This window comes from Oxalicibacterium flavum, assembly GCF_014635065.1.
Taxonomy (GTDB): domain Bacteria; phylum Pseudomonadota; class Gammaproteobacteria; order Burkholderiales; family Burkholderiaceae_D; genus Oxalicibacterium; species Oxalicibacterium flavum.
On the sequence record NZ_BMCG01000004.1, the window covers coordinates 368,247 to 377,211 of the forward strand.

At 65.0% G+C, this 8,965-nt stretch carries 11 protein-coding genes; all 11 read left to right on the plus strand.

Features of this window, described 5'->3' with window-relative positions; all coding sequences use genetic code 11:
• Positions 1–41: 41 nt before the first annotated feature.
• Positions 42–1,511, plus strand: a complete 1,470-nt coding sequence (locus IEV38_RS12170; RefSeq protein WP_188396461.1) for an ABC transporter substrate-binding protein — start codon at positions 42–44, stop codon at positions 1,509–1,511.
• A gap of 2 nt (positions 1,512–1,513) precedes the next feature.
• A complete protein-coding gene (locus tag IEV38_RS12175) occupies positions 1,514–2,449 on the plus strand; it encodes an ABC transporter permease (RefSeq protein WP_229729020.1) in 936 nt (311 codons plus the stop codon).
• Positions 2,446–3,303, plus strand: a complete 858-nt coding sequence (locus tag IEV38_RS12180; protein WP_188396462.1) for an ABC transporter ATP-binding protein — start codon at positions 2,446–2,448, stop codon at positions 3,301–3,303. The genes IEV38_RS12175 and IEV38_RS12180 overlap by 4 nt, the downstream gene beginning before the upstream one ends.
• Positions 3,293–3,682 (plus strand): DUF971 domain-containing protein, encoded by a 390-nt coding sequence (locus IEV38_RS12185; RefSeq protein ID WP_188396463.1) that lies wholly within the window; start codon positions 3,293–3,295, stop codon positions 3,680–3,682. Before IEV38_RS12180 ends, IEV38_RS12185 begins: the two co-directional genes overlap by 11 nt.
• Positions 3,675–4,448, plus strand: a complete 774-nt coding sequence (locus tag IEV38_RS12190; protein ID WP_188396464.1) for a ferredoxin--NADP reductase — start codon at positions 3,675–3,677, stop codon at positions 4,446–4,448. Before IEV38_RS12185 ends, IEV38_RS12190 begins: the two co-directional genes overlap by 8 nt.
• A 163-nt stretch (positions 4,449–4,611) precedes the next feature.
• Positions 4,612–5,613 carry a YeiH family protein gene (locus IEV38_RS12195; RefSeq protein ID WP_371869879.1) on the plus strand — a complete coding sequence of 334 codons (1,002 nt, stop codon included), beginning with the start codon at positions 4,612–4,614 and terminating at the stop codon, positions 5,611–5,613.
• A 20-nt stretch (positions 5,614–5,633) separates the two neighbouring features.
• Entirely contained in the window at positions 5,634–6,404 is a 771-nt protein-coding gene (locus IEV38_RS12200; protein ID WP_188396465.1) for an electron transfer flavoprotein subunit beta/FixA family protein, read from the plus strand.
• Positions 6,405–6,419: 15 nt separating this feature from the next.
• On the plus strand, positions 6,420–7,397 hold the full coding sequence (locus IEV38_RS12205; RefSeq protein WP_188396466.1) for an electron transfer flavoprotein subunit alpha/FixB family protein: 978 nt from the start codon (positions 6,420–6,422) through the stop codon (positions 7,395–7,397).
• Between the two features lie 58 nt (positions 7,398–7,455).
• Positions 7,456–8,202 carry a sulfite exporter TauE/SafE family protein gene (locus IEV38_RS12210; protein WP_188396467.1) on the plus strand — a complete coding sequence of 249 codons (747 nt, stop codon included), beginning with the start codon at positions 7,456–7,458 and terminating at the stop codon, positions 8,200–8,202.
• Between the two features lie 43 nt (positions 8,203–8,245).
• Positions 8,246–8,857, plus strand: coding sequence for a TetR/AcrR family transcriptional regulator (locus IEV38_RS12215; protein ID WP_188396468.1), 612 nt, complete (start codon positions 8,246–8,248; stop codon positions 8,855–8,857).
• Positions 8,850–8,965, plus strand: a 116-nt coding sequence (locus IEV38_RS12220; protein ID WP_188396469.1) for an FAD-binding protein, incomplete at its 3' end; no start/stop codon positions are given. The genes IEV38_RS12215 and IEV38_RS12220, both read left to right, overlap by 8 nt.

An 8,965-nucleotide genomic window follows, 5' to 3' on the forward strand; every position in this document is an offset into this window, starting at 1 on the left:
ATTCAACGTGGCTCATTGTGCATAAACAGGAAGGATTGAACATGACTATCTCGCTTTCATCACCCGCTCTTTCATCCCCGCGATCCGTCGGGCGTCTGCGCGCCGCGGCGGCTGGTATTGCCCTGCTGTCGGCCGCGCTGCTGTGCGCAGGCGTTGCGCAGGCGAGGGAGACCGTGACCATCGGTATCGGTACGCAGAACACGACCACCAACACCGTCACCGGCGGCATCGTCATCAAGGAACTGAAGCTGCTCGAGAAGTACCTGCCGAAGACCGGCAAGTATGCCGACATCGATTTTCGGCTGGACTGGCAGAATGCGACCTCCGGGCCGCCGATCACGAACGGCATGATCGCCAACAAGATCCAGATCGGCATGATGGGCGACTATCCGCTGCTGGTGAACGGCGCTACCGGTCAGCAGAACAAGGGCAACGAGACCGAGCTGGTGGCGGTGATTGCCTATAACGCCTTCGGTGCCGGCAACGGCGTGGTGGTGCACAAGGACAGTCCCTACTACCAGCTGTCGGACCTGAAGGGCACCACGGTCTCGGTGCCGTTCGGTTCGGCGGCGCACGGCATGCTGCTGCAGGCGATGCAGGCGCGCGGCTGGAACGATGGTTACTGGAATCTGGTCAGCCAGAGTCCCGAGGTGGGTACCACCAACCTGCAGGAAAAGAAGATCGATGCGCATGCGGATTTTGTGCCGTTCGCCGAGCTGCTGCCGTACCGCGGCTTTGCCCGCAAGATCTTCGACGGCGCCGAAACCAAGATCCCGACCTTTCACGGCATCGTGATGCGCAAGGACTTTTCGGCTAGGTATCCGGAAGTCGCGGTGGCCTACATCAAGGCCATGATGGAAGCCGACGACTGGGTGCGCAAGAATCCCAAGCTGGCGGCCGAAAAAATCCAGGAATGGACCAAGATCGAGAAGGAGGTCGCCTACATCTTCCTTGGCCCCGGCGGCATCCATACGCTGGACCCTTCGATCAAGCCGATGCTGGTTGACTCGGTTCGCACGGCCTACGGCGTGTTGAAGAAAATGAATCGCGTCAAGGAGTTCGATGTCGATGGCTGGGTCAACGAAACCTACGTGCGGCAGGCCTTCAAGGAGCGCGGGCAGGACTACGACGCGCAAAAGCAGACGCTGGCCAACTATGACATCGGCGGCATCGACCCGGTGTGCAAGAAGCCCATCACGCGGCCGCGCGAAGCCGGCGAAATCTGGATCGAGGGCGGCGACATCGTTGCACTGAGCTCGACGGCGTGCACCTTCATGGGCATCAGGAAGTACGAGAGCGAAGGCAAGAAAATTGCGGTGTCGTATGTGTTCGACAAGGCGCTGGGCATCAAGGTCTTTGCCGACAAGGCGTTCTATTCGGTTGCAGGGACCGATCCGGCCAAGCTCGAGATCGTGCCCTTCCTGCTGAAGAAGGATGCCGAAGCGTATGCGGGCAAGGCTGGCGCGGTCGTTGCTACCTATACGGACGTACTGGCGAAAATGGGGAAATGATCATGGCTCTGACTGACCGACACGCAATCGACCCGCCCATGAATCCGGCGGCGGCTCCCGTCCACACCGCGACCCAGCGGCCCGCATTGTCCGCGATCCAGGGCGGCAAATCGGCGGCAGCCGAGACGCCACGCCCGTTCAGTTTCGGCGACTGGCTTGATACCACGCTGGCCCGCATCGTCCTGGGGAGCATCTCGATCGGCGGCGTGCTGCTGGCGTGGTACCTGGCGACGCGGTATCAGCTCGACTTCTATGTGCGATTCGGCAATATCCCGACGCCGATGGACGTGCTGGACAAGATGCGTGAGGTCAATCAGTCCACCCGCTTCCTGACCAACGTCGGCATCAGCCTGCGGCGGGTGCTGATGGGATTTGCGATCGCCGGCGTGCTTGGCATCGGGCTCGGCATCCTGATCGGACGCTACCGCCTGTTCCGTTCGCTGACCATGCCGGCGCTCGAGATCTTCCGTCCGATCCCGGCGATCGCATGGGTGCCGATGGCGATCATGCTGTGGCCGAGCAACGAGGTCAGCATCGTCTTCATCACCTTCCTCGGCGCCTTCTTCCCGATCCTGATCAACACCATCCATGGCGTGGAGGAGATCGACGAGGTGCTGTTTCGCGCGGCGCGCAGTCTGGGCACGCGGGAAATCGACCTGATCCTGTATGTGGTCGTCCCCGGCGCGCTGCAGCACATCTTCACCGGCCTGTCGGTCGGCATGGGCGTGGCATGGGTTTCACTGATCGCGGCCGAGATGATCTCGGGACAGTTCGGCATCGGCTACTTCACATGGGAAGCCTATTCGCTGATCTCGTATGCGGAAATCGCGCTCGGCATGATCACGATCGGCATTCTGGGTCTGCTGTGCAGCAAGGCGATCCAACTCACATCCAGACTGGCCATGCCGTGGATGGCGGCGGCGGGAGGCAAGAAATGAGCGCATTGTCAGGACATATCGAGGTACGCGATCTCAACATCAGCTTCAAGGCCAGGAGCGGCACGGTCCAAGCGGTCAAGTCGGTTTCCATCGACGTGCAGCCAGGCGAATTCGTCTCGCTGATCGGCCCTTCCGGATGCGGCAAATCGACGCTGATGAACGCGGTCGCCGGCTTCACGCGCTTCAACAGCGGCACGCTGACGCTGGACGGCAAGACCATAGTCGGACCGGGTGCCGATCGCGGCGTGGTGTTCCAGCAGTACTCGCTGTTCCCGTGGATGACGGTGCGCAGGAACGTCGAGTTCGGCCTCAAGATGCAGGGCGTGGCGCAGAGCGAGCGGACCTCGCAGGCGCGCACGCTGCTGGGACTGGCCGGGCTGCTGGCGTTCGAGGACCACTATCCGTCGCAGCTGTCGGGTGGCATGAAGCAGCGCGTGGGCATCGTGCGCGCGCTGGCGACAAGCCCGCAGGTGCTGCTGATGGACGAACCGTTCGGCGCGCTCGATTCGCAGACGCGTTCCGTCATGCAGGAAATCCTGACCAACATGTGGCAGCGCCTGCGCCTTTCGGTGCTGTTCATCACGCACGACATCGAGGAGGCGATCTTCCTGTCCGACCGCATCTATGTGATGACGGCGAGGCCGGGCCGCGTCAAGGCCGAGATCGTGGTGCCGCTGCCGCGTCCGCGCAAGCCGGAGATGATGGACACGCCGGAATTCACGGCACTGATCCGCCAGATCAAGCGGCTGATCCGCGAGGAAAGTCTGGCGGCGATGGGCGGCGAATTGTCGCAGGGCGGCTGCGAAGGGCTGAGCATGGAGATCGGGCCGGAAGGAGTGCGCCATGTCCTCTAGCGCGGTGTGCGACGAGACCGATGTGCAGGAAGTGCCGTATCCCTACGCGCTCGAACTCGACCCCAGGGCGTGCCGGCTGGAAATGAAGTGGCCGGACCTGCAGGCCGCGGTGCCGTACAAGGTGCTGCGCCAGTCCTGCCGCTGCAGCGTCTGCGAAAGCGTGCGCCGCGCGCTCGACGACGTGCCGCCGGTGGATGCCGGCGTGACATTGCTGAAGATCGAATTGCTGGGATCGATGGGCGTGCAGCTGTTCTTCTCGGACGGCCACGAGCGCGGCATCTATCCGTGGACCTACCTGCGCCGCATTGCCGACGGCCGTGCCGCCGAAGGCGTTGATGACTTCCCGCAGGCATTGATGAAAGGGTGGAAAGATGAGTAATTTTTACCAGGCCGAAGTGCTGTCCGTCCATCACTGGACCGATCGCCTGTTTTCCTTCACGACCACGCGCGAGGCCAGCTTCCGCTACCAGAGCGGACAGTTCGCGATGATCGGACTCGAGGTTGACGGCAAGCCGCTGATGCGCGCCTACAGCATGGTCAGCCCGCATTACGAAGAGACGCTGGAATTCCTCAGCATCAAGGTGCCGGACGGCCCGCTGACCTCGCGCCTGCAGAATATTCGCGTCGGCGATTCCATCCTGGTGGGGCGCAAGGCGTCCGGCACGCTGCTGACGCAGAACCTGCTGCCGGGCCGGCATCTCTACCTGCTCGGCACCGGCACGGGCCTCGCGCCGTTCATGAGCATCGTGCACGATCCCGAAGTCTATGAACTCTACGAGAAGGTGATCCTGGTGCATGGCTGCCGGCAGGTGAGCGAACTCGCCTACCAACAGCGCATCGCGAAGGAACTGTTCGAGCATGAGTTCCTCGGCGAACTCGCGGCCGGTCGCTTGCTGTACTACCCGACCGTCACGCGCGAACCGTTCGAGAACCAGGGGCGCATTCCCGACCTGCTGCAAAGCGACCATTTCTTCGCCAGGCTGGGGCTGCCCGCCTTCTGCAAGGCAGACGACCGTTTCATGCTCTGCGGCAGCCCGGCCATGCTGAAGGACACGGTGGCCGTGCTCGAATCGAGGGGACTCACGGAAGGCAACATGAGTCACCAGGGACATTACGTGATCGAGCGCGCGTTCGTCGAGAAGTAGCAGTCATCCGCGGGCGGCTTCCGGTCGCCCATTCCATTGAAATGTTCAGACAGGTGCGTGCCGCATCGGGGCCGGTGCACGCCTGTCGAACCGCAAACGTGACGAGCATGGCGTGAAAGAAAAGAGTCTTCCATCGTGGACGTGGCAGCAACGGTCGCTGGCCCTGCTGTCGGTCTGGCGGCCGGCGGCCTTGCGCAGCAACTGGCGCGGCGTGACGATCTGCAGCGTGATCGCGCTGGCGGCAACCTTCGTCTCCACTACCTACGGCGGCCCGCAATTGCTCTATGCCCTGTTCTTCGGGCTGGCCTTTCATTTTCTCTCGCAGGATGCGCTGTGCCTGCCGGGCATCCAGTTCTGCAGTCAGACATTGCTGCGCACCGGCGTGGCGCTGCTGGGCGCGCGCATCACCTTCGATCAGATCGCGCACATCGGCGTGCTGCCGCTGCTGCTGGTGCTGCTGGCGGTGGTTTCCACCATCGCCTGCGGCGGCCTCGTCGCCCACGTGCTCGGCAGGCCGCGCAGCGAAGGCCTGCTGTCGGGCGGTGCGGTAGCGATCTGCGGCGCGTCGGCGGCGCTGGCGATCTCGGCGGTTCTGCCGCGCACGCGCGAGAACGAGCAGTTCACGCTGCTGACGGTGGTCGGCGTCACGGCGCTGTCCACGGCGGCGATGATCGTCTATCCGTTGCTGGTGCACGTGCTCGCGCTCGGCCATACGGCGGCTGGCATCTTCCTCGGCGGCACGATTCATGACGTGGCGCAGGTGGTCGGCGCCGGTTATCTGATCTCGCCGCACACGGGAGAGATCGCCGCCATCGTCAAGCTCACGCGCGTCGCCATGCTGGTGCCGGTGGTGATCGCGGTCTCGCTGCTGTTTCGCACCCGGATGCAGGCCGAGGCCACGCGCATGCCGCTGGTGCCGGTGTTTCTGGTGGGCTTCGCGCTGATGATGCTGGCCAACAGCCTGCACCTGATTCCGCCGGCGGTGGACGAGGGACTCAACGCGCTGTCGCGCGCCTGCCTGGTGCTGGCGATCGCCGCGCTTGGCGTCAAGACTTCGTTCCAGGCGCTGGCCTCGCTCGGATGGAAGCCGGTACTGATGCTGGTCAGCGAGACGGTATGGATCGCGGCGCTGGTCCTGCTCGCGTTGGCATGGATGGGATGGTGAATGGAACAAGGAGAACGAGCATGAAGATTCTGGTGGCGGTCAAACGGGTCGTCGATGCCAACGTCAAGGTGCGCGTGCGTGCCGACGGCACCGGCGTCGATACGGCGAACGTCAAGATGGCGATCAATCCCTTCGACGAGATCGCGGTCGAGGAGGCGGTGCGCATGAAGGAAGCCGGGCTGGCGAGCGAGGTGATTGCCGTGTCCTGCGGCGACGCGCCGTGCCAGGACGTGTTGCGCACGGCGCTTGCGATCGGCGCCGATCGCGGCCTGCTGCTGCAGACCGATGCCGAGCTGCAGCCGCTGGCGGTGGCGCGCCTGCTGGCCGCGGCTGCCGAGCTCGAAGCGGCCGATCTGGTGCTGCTCGGCAAACAGGCCATCGACGACGACTGCAACCAGACCGGCCAGATGCTGGCGGCGCTGCTCGGCTGGCCGCAGGCGACCTCGGCCTGCGCGATACATGCGGGCGCGGGTACCGGCACGGTCGAGGTGGTGCGCGAGATCGATGGCGGCACCGAAACCGTGGCGCTGACGCTGCCCGCGGTGGTGACGGCGGACCTGCGGCTGAACGAGCCGCGCTTCGTGAGTCTGCCGAACCTGATGAAGTCGAAGAAGAAACCGATCGAAGTGCTGGCGGCGGCACAGTTCGGGCTCGACCTGTCGCCGCGCTGGCTGACGCTGAACGTGCGGGAGCCGGCCGCGCGCCAGCCGGGCGTGCTGGTGCCGAACGCGGCCGCGCTCGTCGATGCGCTGTGGCGCGATCCGCGCGCGGCCCGCTGCATTCCCTGCTGATCGAAAGGAAACAACATGAGCGTACTCGTCATTGCGGAACAGGAGATGAACGTGCTGAAGCCAGCCGCCCTGCATGCCGTCACCGCCGCGCGTTGCTGCGCAGAGGAGGTGCACCTGCTGCTGGTCGGCGCGGAATGCGAAGCCGCGGCGCAGCAGGCTGCGTGCATCGTCGGCGTCGCGCAGGTATTGCTGGCCGATGCGCCGCAGCTCAAGGACGCGTTGCCGGAGATCGTCGCGCAGCAGGTGCTTGCGCTGCTGGCGACCGGACACTACACGCATGTGCTGTCAGCGGCGACGGCCTGGGGCAAGAGCGTGCTGCCGCGCGTGGCGGCCAGTCTGGACGCCGGGCAGATTTCCGATGTGACGGCGATTCTTTCGCCCGATACCTTCGAACGTCCGATCTACGCGGGAAATGCGATCGCCACCGTGCGTTCGCTGGATGCGATCCGCGTGCTGACCGTGCGCGCCGTCAGTTTCGCCGCCGCCGCAACGGGAACGCAGCAGGCACCCGTGCAGCGGATCGCGGCGGCGAACGAGGGCGATGGCGCACGCGCGCGCTTCGTCTCGCGCGCGCTGCTCGCCTCGGAGCGGCCCGAGCTGGCATCGGCCGCGATCGTGGTGGCGGGCGGCCGCGGCCTGGGCTCGGCCGAGCATTTCCGCTTGCTGGAACCGTTGGCCGACCGGCTCGGTGCTGCCATGGGCGCATCGCGTGCGGCGGTGGACGCGGGCTTTGCCGCCAACGATCTGCAGGTGGGTCAGACGGGGAAGGTGGTGGCGCCCGACCTCTATCTGGCCATCGGCATTTCCGGGGCGGTGCAGCACCTGGCCGGCATGAGCGGATCGCGCATCATCGTCGCCATCAACAAGGATGCCGAAGCGCCGATCTTCTCGGTGGCCGACTACGGAATCGTCGGCGACCTGTTCGAGGAGGTGCCGGCCCTGCTGCGCGCGCTCGACGATGCGCAGGTACAACAGGCGATGAAAGTTGCCTGATCTAACTCGTTATAACAAGTTATAATGATGGCTTGCACAGATATCCTGCCGGAGCGCGATGATTACCCATGCCACCCTTATCCTGATCTCGCTCGGCATCGGTGTGCTGGTCGGCGGGGCGGGCGTGGGCGGGTTCTTCATGCCGACGGCATTGACCTTCTTCGCCGGCGTGTCGGTGCACGAGGGCACCGCGACCTCGCTGTTCACCTTCATCTTTCTGGGCGTGGCCGGCGCCATCTATTTCCATCGCAAGGGCAGCATCGACTGGGATCTGGTCAAGCCGATCTGCCTGGGCGCCGCGCTGACCGGCTTCGCCGGCGCATGGATCGGCTCGCAGATGAGCACGGCCCTGTTGTCCATTGTGCTCGCCGTGCTGATCACGGCGGCCGGGCTGTATACGCTGGCGGTGGGCACGCGCGTGCCGCGCGCCGTGATCGGCCAGCCGCGCAGTCGCTGGCTGCTGCTGATCGCGATCGGCGCCTTCACCGGCTTTCTCTCTGGCCTGACAGGCATCGGCGGACCGGCGCTGTCGGTGCCGCTGATGCTGTTCTTCGGCTTCTCCATCCTGCATTCGATCGGTGCCGGGCAGGTGCTGCAGATCGTCGGCGCATTGTCGGGCACGCTCGCCAACATGCGCTACGGCACCATCGATTTCGGGCTGGCCTTCTTCATCACGGCGTTCGAGATCGTCGGCGTGCTGGCCGGCGCCTACCTGATCCACCGCATCAACATCGACCTGATCCGCAAGCTGGTCGGCGCATTATGTCTGGTGGCGGGCTGCGCGTTCCTGTTGAAGGCGCTGTAGCCGTCGCGTCGTGCGCGATGCCTCCGTGCGGAGAGCGGCGGGCATGAGCAGGGGCAAGGAATTCCGGCGCGAAGACGTGCTGCGGGAAGCCATTCCGGTATTCGCGCAGGGCGGCTATGCCGGCACCTCCACCAACGCGCTGCTCAATGCGATGGGCATCAGCCGCCAGAGCATGTACGACACCTTTGGCGGCAAGCGCAGCCTGTATCTCGCTGCACTGCGCCAGCACCTGCAGCAGGTCACGCGGCAGCGGCTCGCCATTCTGGAGGCGGACGGAACGCCGCTCGCCCGGATCGCCTCGCTCCTGCAACAGGTCGTCTCGCAGGCCGCGAATGCGGAAGCCGCCGCGCTGCTGGAAATCGGCAGCGTCTGCGAGTTCGGCTGCAGCGATCGCGAGATCGGCGCGGTGCTGGAACAGGCGCACGACACGCTGCTGCGCGCCATCGAGCGCTGTCTGGCGCAGGCGCGCAACGCAGGGCAGGTCGGGGAGCGGCTGGATAGCGCAGACGCCGCGCGCTTCCTGTCGGCCAACATGACCGCGATCGAACTGGCGGCGCGCGGCGGCGCAAGTCCCGCCATCCTGCAAGGCATCGCCACGCTGGCGATGCGCACGCTGACGCATGTTTTCTCCACCTTCACCGAACGCAATGATTAAGCAGAGCCTCCTCGACCAATACGGTCCGCGCGACACCATGGACTACGACGTGGTCATCGTCGGCGGCGGTCCTGCCGGCCTGTCGGCCGCCATCCGCCTCAAGCAGCA